Annotated in this window: 15 protein-coding genes; 13 read left to right on the top strand and 2 right to left on the bottom strand. The window is 70.1% G+C overall.

The features are described 5' to 3' along the window. Window positions 1–84 precede the first annotated feature (84 nt). The 8 genes from AB0M70_RS22365 (at window position 85) to AB0M70_RS22330 (ending at window position 8,424) form a co-directional block, all read left to right on the top strand. Complete coding sequence (locus tag AB0M70_RS22365; protein WP_365821893.1) at window positions 85–1,281, top strand: S1 family peptidase; 1,197 nt, start codon at window positions 85–87, stop codon at window positions 1,279–1,281. Window positions 1,282–1,459: 178 nt separating this feature from the next. Beyond that, a complete protein-coding gene (locus tag AB0M70_RS22360) occupies window positions 1,460–2,590 on the top strand; it encodes an LLM class flavin-dependent oxidoreductase (RefSeq protein WP_365821891.1) in 1,131 nt (376 codons plus the stop codon). Further along, entirely contained in the window at window positions 2,590–3,642 is a 1,053-nt protein-coding gene (locus AB0M70_RS22355) for an alpha/beta hydrolase (protein WP_365821889.1), read from the top strand. Before AB0M70_RS22360 ends, AB0M70_RS22355 begins: the two co-directional genes overlap by 1 nt. A gap of 81 nt (window positions 3,643–3,723) precedes the next feature. After that, window positions 3,724–5,139, top strand: a complete 1,416-nt coding sequence (locus tag AB0M70_RS22350) for a DUF6421 family protein (protein WP_365821887.1) — start codon at window positions 3,724–3,726, stop codon at window positions 5,137–5,139. 26 nt (window positions 5,140–5,165) lie between these two features. Continuing rightward, window positions 5,166–5,906 (top strand): SDR family NAD(P)-dependent oxidoreductase, encoded by a 741-nt coding sequence (locus AB0M70_RS22345; RefSeq protein WP_365821885.1) that lies wholly within the window; start codon window positions 5,166–5,168, stop codon window positions 5,904–5,906. 29 nt (window positions 5,907–5,935) lie between these two features. Then, entirely contained in the window at window positions 5,936–7,006 is a 1,071-nt protein-coding gene (locus tag AB0M70_RS22340; RefSeq protein ID WP_365821883.1) for a low specificity L-threonine aldolase, read from the top strand. Window positions 7,007–7,092: 86 nt separating this feature from the next. Beyond that, window positions 7,093–7,689: a transglutaminase family protein gene (locus AB0M70_RS22335; protein ID WP_365821881.1), complete on the top strand. Its 597-nt coding sequence runs from the start codon at window positions 7,093–7,095 to the stop codon at window positions 7,687–7,689. Window positions 7,690–7,716: 27 nt separating this feature from the next. Next, entirely contained in the window at window positions 7,717–8,424 is a 708-nt protein-coding gene (locus AB0M70_RS22330) for a phenylalanine--tRNA ligase beta subunit-related protein (protein ID WP_365821879.1), read from the top strand. Window positions 8,425–8,429: 5 nt separating this feature from the next. On the opposite strand, the gene AB0M70_RS22325 is transcribed toward AB0M70_RS22330, so the two are convergent. Beyond that, on the bottom strand, window positions 8,430–9,158 hold the full coding sequence (locus tag AB0M70_RS22325; protein ID WP_365821877.1) for a lysophospholipid acyltransferase family protein: 729 nt from the start codon (window positions 9,156–9,158) through the stop codon (window positions 8,430–8,432). Window positions 9,159–9,358: 200 nt separating this feature from the next. Between AB0M70_RS22325 and AB0M70_RS22320 the strand changes: the two genes are divergently transcribed. The 4 genes from AB0M70_RS22320 to AB0M70_RS22305 all read left to right on the top strand — a co-directional run bounded on the left by AB0M70_RS22320 (window position 9,359) and on the right by AB0M70_RS22305 (window position 12,483). Next, window positions 9,359–9,721: a thioredoxin family protein gene (locus tag AB0M70_RS22320; protein WP_365821875.1), complete on the top strand. Its 363-nt coding sequence runs from the start codon at window positions 9,359–9,361 to the stop codon at window positions 9,719–9,721. 222 nt (window positions 9,722–9,943) lie between these two features. Then, a complete protein-coding gene (locus tag AB0M70_RS22315; RefSeq protein WP_365821873.1) occupies window positions 9,944–10,453 on the top strand; it encodes a flavin reductase family protein in 510 nt (169 codons plus the stop codon). A gap of 230 nt (window positions 10,454–10,683) precedes the next feature. Next, on the top strand, window positions 10,684–11,469 hold the full coding sequence (locus tag AB0M70_RS22310; protein ID WP_365821870.1) for an electron transfer flavoprotein subunit beta/FixA family protein: 786 nt from the start codon (window positions 10,684–10,686) through the stop codon (window positions 11,467–11,469). Between the two features lie 51 nt (window positions 11,470–11,520). Then, window positions 11,521–12,483: an electron transfer flavoprotein subunit alpha/FixB family protein gene (locus tag AB0M70_RS22305; RefSeq protein WP_365815360.1), complete on the top strand. Its 963-nt coding sequence runs from the start codon at window positions 11,521–11,523 to the stop codon at window positions 12,481–12,483. 60 nt (window positions 12,484–12,543) lie between these two features. Here the strand turns inward: AB0M70_RS22305 and AB0M70_RS22300 are convergent, their stop codons facing one another. Beyond that, window positions 12,544–13,440: an endonuclease/exonuclease/phosphatase family protein gene (locus AB0M70_RS22300; protein ID WP_365821868.1), complete on the bottom strand. Its 897-nt coding sequence runs from the start codon at window positions 13,438–13,440 to the stop codon at window positions 12,544–12,546. Between the two features lie 220 nt (window positions 13,441–13,660). Between AB0M70_RS22300 and AB0M70_RS22295 the strand changes: the two genes are divergently transcribed. Further along, entirely contained in the window at window positions 13,661–14,953 is a 1,293-nt protein-coding gene (locus tag AB0M70_RS22295) for an aldolase/citrate lyase family protein (RefSeq protein WP_365821866.1), read from the top strand. The last annotated feature ends 37 nt before the right edge of the window (window positions 14,954–14,990 follow it).

Raw genomic sequence — 14,990 nt, 5'->3', positions numbered from 1 at the left:
GGATGTTCGGTGCACCAATTGACCCCACCCCGGTGCACCGAACCTCCATATGCCACCCCCCACTTACCCTTGGAAGGCATTCCCATGGCGCATGTTCGGCATTACCTCCTCGCTGCCGCGGCAGCCGGGGCCCTGGTGGTCACGACGGGTGCCCCCGGCGCACAGGCCGACGCCACCCCGACGCCGCGCTACGAGCCGCAGATGATCGAGGCCCTGGCGGACACGCTCGGTGTCAGCGAGGCCGCCGCCGTACGACGCCTCGACGAACAGGCGGACCAGCAGCGGAGACTGGACCGGCTGAAGCGGGACGGCGTCCGGACGGACGGAGCATTCTTCGACGCGAAGGGCGAACTGACCGTCAACGTCGGCGCGTCCCGCGCGGCGGCCCAGGTGAAGGCCACCGGCCTGACCGCCCGCATACCGAGCCGCGGGGAGGCGGAGCTGACGCGCGTCACCGCCGCCCTCGACGAGGCGGCGGCCGAGCGGGTCCCGACCGGCATAGCCTCCTGGGAGGCGGACCTGGCCTCCGACACGGTCAAGGTCACCGTGGCCGACTCCACCACCCCGGCGGCGCGCGCCTTCCTCAAGGAGGCCCGCGCGTTCGGGGACACCGTCCGGGTGGTCAAGGGCGCGCAGGACCTCGAGGCGAAGGCGGCCGTCGCTCCGGGCAGCCGGATGAACATCAACAACCAGCCCGGTTCGTGGTGTTCGGTCGGCTTCGGCGCACGCAACGGCTCAGGCCGGCAGTACCTCGTCACGGCCGGCCACTGCGTGGTCGGGAACCCGGGTCTCTACTTCAACGGCTCGAAGTTCGCGACCGGCTCCACGACGCGCTTCGCGCTCGGCCAGAACAGCGTGGACATGGGCCTGGCGACGATCCAGTCGGGCTCCTCGATCACCACGGCGGTCGGCACCTGGGGCAACGGCGCCTCGGTCCCGGTGCGCGGCAGCCAGCGCGCGGCGGTCGGCGCGAACCTGTGCAAGTCGGGCTCGACGACGGGCTGGACGTGCGGACGGGTCGGCGCTTACAACGTCAGCGTCACCTACACCGACCGCAACGGCGGTCCGGACACCGTGGTCAGCGGGCTCGGCCGGTCCACGGTGTGCGTGGAGGGCGGCGACAGCGGCGGCGCGTACATCGCGGGCAACCAGGCCCAGGGCATGACCTCGGGCGGCCCGACGAACCAGTCGTGCGGCGGGGTGAACGACCAGGGCTCCTCGTACTTCCAGCCCCTGGACGACACGCTGCGGTACTACGGCCTGACGCTCAACACGAACTGACCTCCTGCGCCTGAGGATCACGCATCCCCGGGAGAGCCGTCACGGCTCTCCCGGGGATTTCTTCTGCGCGCTGCCGCGTTCTCTTGCAAGTTCGAGATCTGACGACTAGTCATATGACTGTTTGAAACAAGGGTGCCACCCGTGGCGGCACACAGCGGCTCAACCCCCTGGAGGGCACGTGAAGTTCTCCGTCATCTTCGAAGCACAGCTCGCCGACCCCACCGTCGAGCGAGAGCACCAACTCATCCGCGACAGCGTCGAACAGGCAGTACTGGCCGAGGAGATGGGGTTCGACCGCGTCTGGGCCGTCGAGCACCACTCCCTCAAGTGGTACGCCCACATGAGCGCCCCGGAGATCTTCCTGACCTGGGTCGCCGCCCGCACCAGCACCATCCGCATCGGCCACGGCGTGGTCTGCATGCCGTTCGCCTTCAACCATCCGGCGCGGGTCGCCGAGCGCGCCGCCATGCTCGACCTGCTGTCCGGCGGGCGGCTCGACCTCGGGGCGGGGCGCGGCGGAACGCTCCAGGAGACCTCGCTCTGCGGCGTCGACAAGGAACGCACGACCCAGGAGGTCGAGGAGGCGCTGCAGATCATCGGCAAGGCGTGGGATAGCGAGGAGCTCGAGCACCACGGCGCGCTGCTCGACATCGATCCGCACCCCATCCTGCCCCGGCCGCGCCAGACCCCGCACCCCCCGCTGTTCCTCGCCTGCAGCAGGACCGAGACCCTGACGCAGGCCGCCGAACTCGGCATCGGTGCCCTGGTGATGGGCTTCGCCGGGCCCGATGCGATCGCCGAGATGCGGGCCGCGTACGACACGGCGATCGCGGGCCGCAGCGACGCGCGCTTCGTGTCCCGCGTCGTCAACGACCACTTCTCCGTGCTCTGTCCGACCATCGTGCTCGACGACCGCGAGAGCGCCCGGAGCGTCGGCATCCGTGGCCAGCGGTTCTTCGCGCAGTCCATCGGACACTGGTACGGCGGCGCCGGCATCCCCGACGAAGCCGTGGTCGAGGGCGCTGACGAGGCGGCCGCGATGCGGGAGGCCGCCGAGCAGGTCGTCGCGCGGCTGCACGAGCACGACATCCCGGTGCGGCCCACCTCCACGGCCACCTTCAACGCCGAGCACGCCTATGGAACGGCCGACGACGCCATCGCGTACGTGGAACGGCTCCGCGACGCGGGCGCCGACGAGATCATGTGCCTCATCCAGATGGGTACCGTCCCGCAGGAGGCCTGCATGGAGACCCTGCGGCAGTGGGGCGAGAAGGTCATCCCCTACTTCCGGGCCCAGGAGGCCGGGTGATGGCGGCGCGCACCGACGGCGACCCCCTCGCACCTGGCACGCGTCCGCATCCCGCGAGAACGGACGGCGACCGCCTCGACCCGGCCGCTCGGCCCCTCGTGGACGCGCTGAGCGCCGCCTTCCCCGACCTCGGCGGCACCGTCACCGAGGCCGCCGAGGCCCGCCGCGTCCTCGCCGCGACGCCTCCCACCGGGAAGGCGTCGCCGAGCGTGGGTGCTGTCGAAGACCGGAGCATCCCCGGCCCCGCGGGCGCCCCTGACCTGCCCGTACGCGTCTACCGCCCTCCTGGGCGGGCCAACCCCCGGCCCACCGTCGTCTTCTTCCACGGCGGTGGTTACACCCTGTGCGACCTGGACACCCACGACGCCACGGCCCGCACCCTCTGCGCGCGGTCAGGAGCCGTCGTGGTCTCCGTCGCCTACCGTCTCGCCCCCGAGCATCCCTTCCCCGCGGCCACCGAGGACGCGTACGCGGCCCTGTGCTGGGCGGCGGCCCAGGCCGCGGCGGGCGGGCTCGGCAGTGATCCGGGCGCCGTGGTGACGGCCGGGGACAGCAGCGGGGGCGGTCTCGCCACCGTGGCGGCCCTGATGGCGCGGGACCGGGGAGGCCCCGCCGTGGCGCTCCAGGTGCTGATCTACCCCATGCTCGACGCGGGGCAGGGCAGCGGTTCGTATACGACGAACGCCACCGGCTACTTCCTCACCGCCGCGCACATGCGCTGGTTCTGGGAGCAGTACCTCGGCCCGGACGGTGACGGCACCCACCCCTACGCCTCGCCTCTGGGTGCGGACGTCAGCGCGCTGCCGCCCGCGCACATCGTCACGGCGGGCTGCGATCCGCTGTGCGACGAGGGTGCCGCGTACGCGGTCAGGCTGCGTCGGGCGGGGGTTCCGGTGACACGGGGGCACCGTCCGGCGATGTTCCACGGGTTCCTGGGTTTCCCGCGGCTCCTGGACGATGCGCGGACCGCGGTGGCGGAAGTGGCAGAAGCAGTCGCCTCAACGATGTCCGGCAGGAAAATCAGCGGTGATGTTGGGGGTGTCACAGGATAATTTCCCGAGCCTCCTCTTGTGGTGGAGAACCTCGCACACATACGGTGTTCTGACGCGAGGTTCTCCCGTGGAGGTTGACAAGTGACGGAAATTCTTGTGCAGAGGGTTACGGAAGGTGCGGTTCCTCCCGTGAGTGGGGGTGCCCCCATGGGAAGGGTCGTGGAGCACCCGGCTTGGCCGATGCTCAAGGAAGCCGTGGAAGAGATCCGCCCGTGGCAGTCCGCGGACGGCTCGATCGACTTCGACGCGGAGGGCGCCCCGGCGCGTTCCGTGGCCGAACTCACCGTCGACCGCGTGATATCCGGGATCGAACAGCTCGCCCCGCTCCTTCCGCACGACGCCGCGTACCACCGGGCGCTCGGCGCCGACCTGCGGCGCTGGGCCGACGGCGGTTTCCAGGTGCCGGACTTCCTCGACTCGCTGCTCGCCTTCCAGCCCGCGGCCCACCGCGAGGACGGCCTGCAGCACCTCGTGGTCTTCCCCATGTACACGCAGAACGGCAACCCGGACCGCAATTTCGAAGCGGTCGTGCTGCGCATGGTCTGGCCGGAGTGGCTGGCCGAGCTGGAGCGCACGCGCTATGACAACCCGCTGTTCTGCGGGATCACCTTCGAGGACTTCACCGCCGGGTACGACACGAACTCGGCCGTGCTCTTCCCGGAGACCATCGCCGTGCGCGAGGCCCCCGAGCGCTTCAGCTGGGGCGGCATCTTCTGTGACCGCGAGGCGGCCCGCTTCCGCCGCGTCACCGAGGCCTCCGTCGACATCCTCGGGCTCGACCTGCCCGCCGACATCCGCGAGATGATCGGCGACCAGGACCGCTGCCAGCAGGCGTTCGTCCTGTGGGACATGGTCCACGACCGCACCCACAGCCACGGCGACCTGCCCTTCGACCCCTTCATGATCAAGCAGCGGCAGCCGTTCTGGATGTACGGCCTCGAAGAGCTGCGTTGCGACCTCACCGCCTTCAAGGAGGCCGTGAAGCTGGAGGCCGAAGGCATCCCGCAGGCGCGCGACGTGCAGTACGCCGTCCTGTTCGACCGGATGTTCCGCTTCCCGGTCACCGGAGACCGCGTCAAGAACTACGACGGTCTCGGCGGCCAGCTGCTCTTCGCGTACCTGCACAAGCACGACGTCGTCCGCTGGACCGACAACAAGCTCAAGATCGACTGGGAGCGCGCGCCGCAGGTCACCAACCAGCTGTGCGCCGAGATCGAGGAGCTCTACCGCGCGGGCATCGACCGCCCCAAGCTCGTGCACTGGTTCGCCGCGTACGACCTGGTGTCCCAGTACCTCGCGCCGCACCCCGGATCGCGCTGGGCCAAGGGCCCCGACGCGCTGGATGTGCAGCTTCCGCCGAGAAAACTCGTCGACGACGTGCTTCCTGACGAGTTTCCGCTCAGCATGTTCTATGAGGCGCTCTCCAAGAAGCTCAAGCACGTGATCGCCGAAACCAAGGGCATCACCGCCGCGAGCGTCGAGCAGGTCGCCGCGTGAGCAACCGCACCAAGGAGGCGAGGACGATGTCCGCACTCGATGGAGCCGTGGTCGCGGTCGCGGGGGCAGCCGGCCCGGCAGGCCGTGCCACCCTGCTCAGGCTAGCCGAGGCCGGTGCCACGGTCGTGGCGTCCGACGCCGACGCGGCCCGCCTCGCGGAAGCCGTGGACGCCGCTCGGTACGCGCACGGCGGGGCCACCGTCATAGGCGACACCGTCGACCTGCTGGATCTCGGCGCGACCCGGGAGTGGGCCGTCCGCACCGAGAAGGAGTTCGGGCGGATCGACGGCCTGGTCCACCTCGTGGGCGGCTGGCGCGGCAGCAAGAACTTCGCCGAGACCGACCTCGCCGACTGGGAGCTGCTCGAAAAGCTCCTGATCCGCACCGTGCAGCACACCTCGCTCGCCTTCCAGGACGGCCTGCAGCGCAGCGACCGCGGCCGCTACCTCCTGATCAGCGCGGCCGGCGCCTCCAAGCCCACGGCGGGCAACGCGGCGTACTCCGCGTCGAAGGCCGCCGCGGAGGCGTGGACCCTCGCCCTCGGCGACGCCTTCCGCAAGGCGGGGGGTGAGCAGGGCCCGTCATCGGCGGCTGCGATCCTGGTGGTCAAGGCGTTGGTGCACGACGCGATGCGCGAAGAGCGGCCCAACGCGAAGTTCGCGGGCTTCACGGACGTCACGGAGCTGGCCGAGGCCATCGCCAAGGTCTGGGAGCAGCCCGCCGGAGATGTGAACGGAAAACGCCTGTGGCTGACCGAGACGCCGTGACCGCTCGCGACACCCGTGACAGAGAAGCCGTGAACCCTCCGAAGACCGACGCACGCCGCCACCACGACCCGGACGTACGGGGATTCGCGAGCGACAACTACGCGGGCGCCCACCCGGAGGTGCTCGCCGCCCTCGCCCTCGCCAACGGCGGTCACCAGATCGCGTACGGCGAGGACGACTACACGGCCAACCTCCAGCAGGTCATCCGCGGTCACTTCGGCCCCACCGCCGAGGCGTTCCCGGTCTTCAACGGCACCGGGGCCAACGTCGTCGCGCTCCAGGCGATCACCGACCGCTGGGGCGCGGTGATCTGCGCCGAGTCCGCGCACATCCACGTGGACGAGGGCGGTGCCCCCGAGCGCATGGGCGGCCTGAAGCTGCTCACGGTGCCGACGCCCGACGGCAAGCTCACGCCGGAGCTGATCGACCAGCAGGCGTTCGGCTGGGACGACGAGCACCGGGCGATGCCGCAGGTCGTCTCGATCGCGCAGAACACCGAACTGGGCACGCTCTACACGCCCGACGAGATCCGCGCCATCTGCGACCACGCGCACGGGCTCGGCATGAAGGTGCACCTCGACGGCTCGCGCATATCCAACGCCGCCGCGTCCCTGGACGTCCCCATGCGGACGTTCACGAACGCGGTCGGCGTGGACATCCTGTCCCTGGGCGGCACGAAGAACGGCGCGCTCTTCGGGGAGGCCGTCGTCGTCCTCAACCAGGACGCCGTCAGCCACATGAAGCACCTGCGCAAGCTGTCCATGCAGTTGGCCTCCAAGATGCGCTTCGTCTCGGTGCAGTTGGAGGCGCTGCTCGCCAAGGACCTCTGGCTGCGCAACGCCCGGCACGCGAACGAGATGGCGCAGCGCCTTGCCGAAGGGGTCCGCGCCGTCCACGGCGTGGAGATCCTCTACCCGGTGCAGGCCAACGCGGTCTTCGCACGCCTCCCACACGACGTGAGCGAGCGGCTGCAGAAGCAGTACCGCTTCTACTTCTGGGACGAGGCGGCGGGCGACGTCCGCTGGATGTGCGCGTTCGACACGCGCGAGGAGGACGTGGACGGTTTCGTCGCGGCCCTCAAGGAGGAGATGGCGCGCTGATCGGCGCCACTCGGTGGCTGCATAGATATACGACCGACCGCAATTGCATTGACGTGCGGTCGGTCGTATTCCTATGCTCCCGTGGCATGCAGCTGATCCAGGAAAACCCTGACCTGTCGGCGTACTTGGCCGCCGACGACGTGGTCGACCACCACCACCCGCTGGTCCGCGAGACGGCGACGGTCCTTGCAAAGTCATCCGCCGATACGTACGAGTACGCCCGCGCCGCCTTCGAGTTCGTGCGCGACGCGATCCCGCACTCGCAGGACTCCGGCCGCATGGAGGTCACCTGGCGCGCCTCCGACGTCCTTCGTGAGCGCACCGGCATCTGTACGGCGAAGTCCCACGCCCTGGCCGCCCTGCTGCGCGCCGAGGACATCCCCACGGCGTTCTGCTACCAGCGGCTGCGGGACGACAACACCAGCGGATACTCCCTGCACGGCCTCGTCGCCGTACGCCTCGACGGCGGGTGGCACCGACAGGACCCGCGCGGGAACATTCCGGCCGGGGTCGACGCGCAGTTCCGTCTCGGCGAGGAACGGCTGGCCTGGCCCGTGCACCCACAGTCCAATGAAGTGGACTATCCGGTCCTGTACGCTGAACCGAGTCCAGTGGCGCTCGGCGCGCTCAAGCAAGCCCGCGACCGGCCGCACCTCTGGCAGATCTACCCCTCAGAACTGTGACGCACGAACTGTGAGGCACGACGGACCATGACCATCGACCTGACCGTCTCCGACGAGGTCCGCGCCCTCGCGCCCGGCTTCACCCACGTCGCCGTCGAGGCCCACGGCCTCGTCAACGGGCCCAGCACCGACGCGACCTCGGCCCTGCTCGACGAGTCCGCGCGGCGCCTGGCCGAGCGGCTCGGCGACCGCGCCCCGCACGAGGACCCGCACATGGTGGCCTGGCGCGCGACCTACACCGCCTTCGGCGCGAAGCCGTCCCGTACGCGCAACTCCGCCGAGGCGCTCGCCAAGCGCGCACTCGCCGACGGCGGCCTGCCGCGGATCAACGCCCTCGTCGACGTCTACAACGCGATCAGCGTCGCCCATCTGATCCCGGTCGGCGGTGAGGACCTGGACCACATCAAGGGCGGCATGCGCCTGCTGCGGGCCGACGGCACCGAGGACTTCGTCACCATGGCCGCGGGGGAGCAGGCCGTCGAGCACCCGGACGCGGGCGAGGTCGTCTGGTGCGACGACGAGGGCGTCACCTGCCGCCGCTGGAACTGGCGCCAGGGGCCGCGCACCCGCCTCACGGAGGAGTCGGTCAACGCCATCTTCCTGCTCGAGGGGATGGGGCCGGACTCCGGCGTCGAGGAGGCGGGCGCCGAACTCGCCGAGCTGCTGGCCAAGTTCAGTCCCGGCGCGCGGCTCACCGTCCACGCGCCGGAGCGGGCGTCACAGCGCCCGGAGTAATCGATTCAGCTCGCCTCGGCGGCCTTCACCTCGGCCGGAGTCGGCGCGGTGCCGCCGAGGTGCGCCGGCATCCACCACGTGTCGTCCGGGCCCTTGGGGCGCACGGGATAGGCACGCTGCGCGGCTTCGAGGAGCTCCTGGCAGCGCTCGCGAAGGCGCCGGGTGATCGCGCCCGCGAACTGGTCCTTCGGTGCCTCGACCGGCTCACCGACGCGGATCGTGATCGGGATGTGGCTGCGCCGGAAGTTGCGCGGCTGGCCCTTGGTCCACAGCCGCTGCGTGCCCCACAGCGCCATCGGGATCAGGGGCACGCCCGCCTCCTGGGCCAGGCGCGCGGCACCGGACTTGAAGGTCTTCAGCGTGAACGAAGGCGAGATCGTCGCCTCCGGGAAGACGCCGATGATCTCCCCGGCGCGCAGCGAGTCGAGCGCGTGCTGGTAGGCCGTCTCCCCCTGCTTGCGGTCGACGGGGATGTGCTTCATCCCGCGCATCAGCGGACCGGACACCTTGTGCCGGAACACCGACTCCTTGGCCATGAAACGCACGAGACGCTTCTGCGGCAGGGCCGCAAGGCCGTCGAAGATGAAGTCGAGATAGCTGATGTGATTGCTGACCAGCACCGCGCCGCCGGTGCGAGGGATGTTCTCCGACCCCTTGCAGTCGATCTTCAGGTCCCACGCCTTGAACAGCGTTTTCGCGGCACCGATGACCGGACGGTAGACAAGCTCTGCCATGGGAGGGGATGACCCTTCGTTTCTGCCTGGGGAGGGGGTTCCCGGCGGGAAGTTACGCAGCCGTAGGTTTTTCGGCGTTGCGCAGATCGTGCCCCAAGAACGGACGGCTGACCACCCATCGTGCCCGGCAGGCGCGAGATTCTCGTCACGTCGGGAATGTTTCCGTGCGCCGGGACGCTGAAGTCGGGGACGGTTGGATCATGACGCAGGGGCGGGAGGCTGACGTGCGGATACGCGACGCGGGAGACCGGATCGCCCCGTCGGGACCGGGCGCGTGGGCGGGTCACCAACTGGGGGAGCGCGCCACGCTCGTGCAGTTCTCCAGCGCCTTCTGCCAGCCCTGCCGGGCGACCCGCCGTGTCCTCTCCGAGGTGGCCGACATGGTGCCCGGCGTCGCCCACGTGGAGATCGACGCCGAAGCCGAACTCGATCTCGTACGGGAACTGCGCATCACCAAGACGCCGACCGTGCTGGTGCTCGACGCGGACGGACAGGTCGTGCTGCGCGCGACCGGGCAGCCGCGCAGGGCCGATGTGATCGCCGGCCTCGGCAAGGCCGTGTGAGACGGCGGGGACGGGGGAGGAGGGCCATGACCCGAGGACGTCTTTCACATCGCGGAACGGACTTGACTGCACCCCGCACCTATCGCCAGCCTGCTCCCATGCCTCCGGAGCTCCTTCTCTACGAGCGCGTCCACGTGGACCTCGCCCGTCATGCAAGTGCGCGCTGTCCGGGCTGCTGAGCAGCCACGGAACCGCTCGTACCTCCTGCAGAAGGACAATTCCATGACGGCCACGCCCGATCTCCGCACCCCTCAGCTCGCCTCCCCCGACCTCCTGCGCTCGGTCTTCCGGCAGCACGCGGCCGGGGTCGCGGTGATCACCGCCCAGGGCCCCTCCGGGCCCGTCGGCTTCACCGCCACCTCGCTCGTCTCGGTCTCCGCCGAGCCCCCGATGCTCTCGTTCGGCATCGGTACGGGGGCCTCCAGCTGGCCCGCGGTCTCCGAGGCCGAACACGTCGGCGTCCACATACTCGGCGAGCACCAACTGGACCTCGCCACGACCTTCGCGCGCAGCGGCGCCGACCGCTTCGGCGGGGACACGCGCTGGTACGAGGGGCCCGAGGGAGTGCCCGTGCTCGACGGCACGCTGGCCTGGCTGGTCTGCAGGGTGGCGGCGCGGGTGCCCGCCGGAGACCACCGGATCGTCCTCGCGGAAGCGGTGGTGGGCGACCCCGCAGGGGCCGGTCGGCCGCTGCTCTACCACCAGGGGCGCTTCAACGCTCTGCGTGACTGAAAGTTCCCGGCGGGCCTTCCCGGCGCCCGATTACAGAGCGTTGGGAAGGTCACAGTTCAAAGCGCTTGCTTAGTGGGAATGCAATAGGTGTACTGGCGAGTAATATTCTGGTGGGAGCGCGGGCCGCCCCGACCGGGATCCGCCCCTTCAGGCGCCTATGCTGCCTGCAAGAAGGCAGTGGCCAGAGCAAGGCAGCAGCCCAGTAAAGACGATGCAGTAGGAGAGCCGGCGTGAGCTTGAGGATCGTTGTCACCGTGAAGTACGTGCCTGACGCCACCGGCGACCGGCACTTCGCCGATGACCTGACCGTCGACCGGGACGACGTGGACGGCCTGCTGTCGGAGCTGGACGAGTATGCGGTCGAGCAGGCGTTGCAGATCGCGGACGAGGCGGACGACGCGGAGATCACCGTGCTGACGGTGGGTCCGGAGGATGCCAAGGACGCGTTGCGCAAGGCGTTGTCGATGGGTGCGGACAAGGCCATCCATGTCGAGGACGACGACCTGCACGGCACGGACGCGCTGGGTACGTCGCTGGTGCTGGCCAAGGCGATCGAGAAGGCCGGCTATGACCTGGTGATCTCGGGCATGGCGTCCACCGACGGGACGATGGGTGTGGTGCCGGCGCTGCTGGCCGAGCGTCTGGGTGTGCCGCAGGTGACCCTGCTGTCCGAGGTGTCGGTCGAGGACGGGCTCGTCAAGGGCCGCCGGGACGGGGATGCGGCTTCCGAGCAGCTGGAGGCTTCGCTGCCGGCGGTGGTGTCGGTGACCGACCAGTCGGGTGAGGCGCGCTACCCGTCCTTCAAGGGGATCATGGCGGCGAAGAAGAAGCCGGTTGAGGCCTGGGACCTCTCCGATCTGGACCTGGAGGCCGAGCAGGTGGGCCTGGAGGGTGCCTGGACGAAGGTCGAGTCGGCCACCGAGCGTCCCGCGCGTACCGCGGGCACGATCGTCAAGGACGAGGGCGAGGGCGGCAAGCAGCTGGCTGAGTTCCTCGCGGGCCAGAAGTTCATCTGAGCCCGGCCGTCCCCCTTCCGCTTCCTCGTCTTCGTAAAGGATTGCAATCCCATGGCTGAAGTTCTCGTCTATGTCGACCACGTGGACGGTGCCGTCCGCAAGCCCACCCTGGAGCTGTTGACGCTGGCCCGCCGCCTCGGTGAGCCCGTCGCCGTCGCGCTGGGCAACGGCGCGGCGGACACCGCTGCCGCGCTGGCCGAGCACGGCGCGGTCAGGGTGCTGACCAACGACGCCGCCGAGCTCGCCGACTATCTGGTGGTGCCGAAGGTGGACGCGCTGCAGGCCGCCTACGAGACGGTGTCCCCGGCCGCCGTGCTGGTGCCCTCCTCGGCGGAGGGCAAGGAGATCGCGGCGCGTCTCGCGCTGCGCATCAAGGGCGGCATCATCACCGACGCCGTGGACCTGGAGGCCTCCGATGAGGGCCCGGTCGCCACGCAGTCGGCGTTCGCCGCCTCCTACAGCACCAAGTCGCGTGTCTCGACCGGCACTCCGGTCATCACGGTCAAGCCCAACAGCGCCGCGGTGGAGGCCGCCCCGGCCGCCGGTGCGGTCGAAGCCCTCTCCGTGTCGTTCTCGGCGCAGGCCACCGGCACCAAGGTGACCGCGCGCACGCCGCGGGAGTCGACCGGGCGTCCGGAGCTGACCGAGGCCGCCATCGTGGTCTCCGGTGGCCGTGGCGTGAACGGCGCCGAGAATTTCCACCTCATCGAGTCGCTCGCCGACTCCCTGGGGGCGGCCGTGGGGGCCTCGCGTGCGGCGGTGGACGCGGGCTGGTATCCGCACTCCAACCAGGTCGGCCAGACCGGCAAGAGCGTCTCGCCGCAGCTGTACATCGCCTCGGGTATCTCGGGTGCGATCCAGCACCGGGCGGGCATGCAGACCTCCAAGACGATCGTGGCGATCAACAAGGACGCCGAGGCCCCGATCTTCGACCTGGTCGACTACGGCGTGGTCGGCGACCTCTTCGACGTCGTCCCCGCCCTCACCGAAGAGGTCAACACCCGCAAGGGCTGAGCCTGTTCGAACGTACGAGGCCCTCACCCCGCACCGAGCGGGGGCGAGGGCCTCGCCGCGTCACAGGGTCAGTGAGGCCTGCACCGGCAGATGGTCGCTCGGGAACTGCCCGCCCTGCGAGAACGTGTTGATCACCGCCGAGTGGACCCGCACACCGGGCGTCGCCAGGATCCAGTCGATCCGGTCGCCGTCCGGCACCAGCGGCCGGTAGCCGTGGAAGGTGGCGTACGCCTTGCTGCGCTCGTCCGCCGCGTCCCATGTGTCGACGAGACCGGAGCCCAGCATCGTGTCGTAGACCGCGTTCTTGTGTGCCGCGACATTGAAGTCACCCGTGACCAGGAGCGGCAGGGACGGGTCGAGACGGGTGATCCGTTCGGTGATCAGACTCGCGGCACGCGCGCGTGCGTACTGACTCGCGTTGTCCAGGTGGGTGTTGAGAACGTACAGCTCGGTGTCCGTGCGCAGGTCGTGGAAGCGGACCCAGGTGACCATGCGGATGGAGCCGCCGCCCCAGGTGTTCGAGCCGATGACGTCCGGGGTGTCGGAGAGCCAGTAGTGGTCGTACTCGATGGGCGCGAGTCTGCGGGTGTCGTAGAAGACGCTCATGAACTCGTCGCGGCTGCCGCCCGCACGGCCGGTGCCGATCCAGTCGTAGTGCCGGCCCAGATCCTCGGCGATGTCCTGGACCTGCTGGTAGAGGCCTTCCTGAGTGCCGATGACATGAGGGCGCGCGCGGCGAAGGAGTTCCCGGGTCACCGGGCGGCGGTCGGCCCAGGTGTTGGGCGGCGTGGTGCTCGCGTAGCGGAGGTTGAACGACATGACCTCCAGGCGGCGCCCCGAGCGTTCCACGCCCTGGGCGGGCGATGCGGCCAGCGCGGTGGTGAACAGGGGCACGGCCACCGCGGCGAGCGCGGTCTGCAGGCCGAGGCGGCGCGTTACGCGGGTGTCGTTCGGCACGCGGTCTCCTTCAGTGGGTGTCGGTCAGGATGAGGTGCGGGCACGCGAGTGCGGAAGCAGGATCTGAGACAGGGGTGAACGGACGCGGTCCGGCAGACGAGAGGGTGTTGACCAGCGGGAAGGTCGCCGGATAACTTCGCCATACGGATTGTTGATTCCGTGGAGCGGAAACATCGAGTGGTCCTGAGTGTGAGGACCCGATCGTGTGGAGGGTGCAGGAATGGGTCAGCAAGAGAAGGTGGCAACGAGCCTCGCGGGCGCGGTCAGCGAGGGCATCAGCGCTTCCCTCGCCCCGGTGGACGCGGAGCTCGAGCGCCGCTACCCCGGCGACCCGGGCACCCGCCAGCCGGTCCACACCGTGTACGTCCCCGGTGAGCTCTTCGGCGCCGACACCATCCGTACGTGGGGTGACCAGGCCCTGAAGGCCCTCGACGAGCACGCTCCGGACGCCGCCTCCTTCGCGTCCGTCCTCGGCCTCGGCGACGACCTGGCCGCACCGGTCTACGACCGCGTGCGCGCCAAGCTGGAGCGCGAGCCGATCGAGGACCTGCGCATCGACTTCGAGGACGGCTACAAGGGCGCGGACGAGGACCAGGACGCAGCCCGCGCGGCCCGCCTGATCTCCGAGGCCTACAAGAACGGCACCGCGGCCCCGTACATGGGCATCCGCATGAAGTGCTTCGAGGAGAACGTGCGCGACCGCGCCATCCGCACCCTCGACATCTTCCTGTCCGGCCTCATGGAGGCCGGTGGCCTGCCCGACGGCCTCGTCCTGACGCTGCCCAAGGTCACCTACCCCGAGCAGGTCACCGCGATGGTGCGCCTCCTGGAGGAATTCGAGAAGGTACGCGGCCTCGAGCCGGGCCGCATCGGCTTCGAGATCCAGATCGAGACCAGCCAGTCCATCCTGGCCACCGACGGCACCGCCACCGTGGCCCGCATGATCGGCGCCGCCGAGGGCCGCGCCACCGGCCTGCACTACGGCACCTTCGACTACAGCGCCTGCCTCGGTGTCAGCGCCGCCTACCAGACCAGCGACCACCCGGCCGCCGACCACGCCAAGGCGATCATGCAGGTCGCGGCGGCCGGCACCGGCGTACGCGTGTCGGACGGCTCCACCAACGTCCTGCCCGTCGGCAGCACCGAGAAGGTCCACGACGCCTGGCGGCTGCACTACGGCCTCACGCGCCGCGCCCTGGCCCGCGCCTACTACCAGGGCTGGGACATGCACCCCGGCCACATCCCCACGCGCTACGCCGCCGTGTTCGCCTTCTACCGCGAGGGCTTCGAGCAGGCCGCCGCGCGCCTGTCCGCGTACGCCGCACACCGCGAGGGCGGCGACGTGGCGGACGAGCCGGCGTCGGCCAAGGCGCTCGCCGGATACCTCCTGCGCGGCCTGGACTGCGGCGCCCTCGACGTCGGCGAGGTCACCCGGCTCACCGGCCTGACGCTGGCCCGCCTGCAGCACTTCTCGGGCCCGCGCCGCGGGGACCTCACGCCCCACGGCAAGTAACTCCCGGCACGCGCTGTCACCCCTGCCCCGTAGTCTG

It is taken from the genome of Streptomyces sp. NPDC051214, from assembly GCF_040682375.1.
Taxonomy (GTDB): Bacteria; Actinomycetota; Actinomycetes; order Streptomycetales; family Streptomycetaceae; genus Streptomyces.
Note: the sequence above shows the minus strand (reverse complement) of the source record. Positions and strands in the feature narration are given on the sequence as shown.

What these genes read in the sequence shown, in the direction of transcription:
- AB0M70_RS22355 (WP_365821889.1), top strand. Translation starts at nt 2,590, where the DNA reads ATGGCGGCGCGCACCGACGGCGACCCCCTCGCACCTGGCACGCGTCCG.
- AB0M70_RS22330 (WP_365821879.1), top strand. Translation starts at nt 7,717, where the DNA reads ATGACCATCGACCTGACCGTCTCCGACGAGGTCCGCGCCCTCGCGCCC.
- AB0M70_RS22305 (WP_365815360.1), top strand. Translation starts at nt 11,521, where the DNA reads ATGGCTGAAGTTCTCGTCTATGTCGACCACGTGGACGGTGCCGTCCGC.
- AB0M70_RS22315 (WP_365821873.1), top strand. Translation starts at nt 9,944, where the DNA reads ATGACGGCCACGCCCGATCTCCGCACCCCTCAGCTCGCCTCCCCCGAC.
- AB0M70_RS22345 (WP_365821885.1), top strand. Translation starts at nt 5,166, where the DNA reads ATGTCCGCACTCGATGGAGCCGTGGTCGCGGTCGCGGGGGCAGCCGGC.
- AB0M70_RS22365 (WP_365821893.1), top strand. Translation starts at nt 85, where the DNA reads ATGGCGCATGTTCGGCATTACCTCCTCGCTGCCGCGGCAGCCGGGGCC.
- AB0M70_RS22320 (WP_365821875.1), top strand. Translation starts at nt 9,359, where the DNA reads ATGACGCAGGGGCGGGAGGCTGACGTGCGGATACGCGACGCGGGAGAC.
- AB0M70_RS22325 (WP_365821877.1), bottom strand. Translation starts at nt 9,158, where the DNA reads ATGGCAGAGCTTGTCTACCGTCCGGTCATCGGTGCCGCGAAAACGCTG.
- AB0M70_RS22335 (WP_365821881.1), top strand. Translation starts at nt 7,093, where the DNA reads ATGCAGCTGATCCAGGAAAACCCTGACCTGTCGGCGTACTTGGCCGCC.
- AB0M70_RS22295 (WP_365821866.1), top strand. Translation starts at nt 13,661, where the DNA reads ATGGGTCAGCAAGAGAAGGTGGCAACGAGCCTCGCGGGCGCGGTCAGC.